Here is a 743-nt window from a genome sequence, read left to right as displayed (position 1 = left end):
TTTGATGAAGTTTATGGGGTGAGCTGCTTGAGGGAAAACCTCACGAGCAGTTCTTATGGGGAGGGGTTGGAAACGGGTCATAACTGATACCGCGCCAGTTCTTTACCCGACAAATTTTATTTAAAACATGGAAATCTATTTTTGGTATTCATGCGGTAAAAAAGATAAAACTCGAGCGATTCCAGTGCCATTTATATGGACAGTTAATTGCGCTATGTCCAACAAGATACTTCTCATTTGAAGGGATCGTTATCGGACTTTATTGAAGAGCACGAGATTGATGAGACGTTATTTAAATCCATCCTACGTAAGATGGATTTTGACCGAATTCAATTTGAGAAAGATATATCTCATTATTCTGGTGGACAAAAGAAAAAGCTGCTTATCGCTAAAAGTTTATGTGAAAAAGCTCATTTATATATATGGGATGAACCATTAAATTTTATTGATATTTATTCGCGTATGCAGATTGAAGAGCTTATTCAACAATTTAATCCCACAATGGTTATTGTTGAGCATGATAAGGCATTTCAACAAACAGTTGCAACAAAAACTATATCTATATAGTTCAAAGTGAGTGATTGAAGATATAATCAGTAAATCAAGTCATTAAACTATAGGGCGCTTTAATGGAGTGATGAAAAAAGCCTAATTTCTCTACAATCAATTGAGAAATTAGGCTTTTTAATAGGAAAAGTAGGGTACATATTAACAGAATGCACTCATAAATGGGAATATGATAT

Annotated in this window: 2 pseudogenes; both read left to right on the top strand. The window is 34.2% G+C overall.

The annotated features are described in order from the left end of the window. Positions 1-110: 110 nt before the first annotated feature. Positions 111-254, top strand: a pseudogene (locus ORL93_RS31660) (IS4 family transposase); the annotation flags it as partial. Beyond that, positions 214-567, top strand: a pseudogene (locus ORL93_RS30895) (ATP-binding cassette domain-containing protein); the annotation flags it as partial. The pseudogenes ORL93_RS31660 and ORL93_RS30895, both read left to right, overlap by 41 nt. Positions 568-743 lie beyond the last annotated feature (176 nt).

It is taken from the genome of Bacillus sp. DHT2, from assembly GCF_026241455.1.
GTDB classification, from domain to species: Bacteria; Bacillota; Bacilli; order Bacillales; family Bacillaceae_G; genus Bacillus_A; species Bacillus_A pseudomycoides.
Note: the sequence above shows the minus strand (reverse complement) of the source record. Positions and strands in the feature narration are given on the sequence as shown.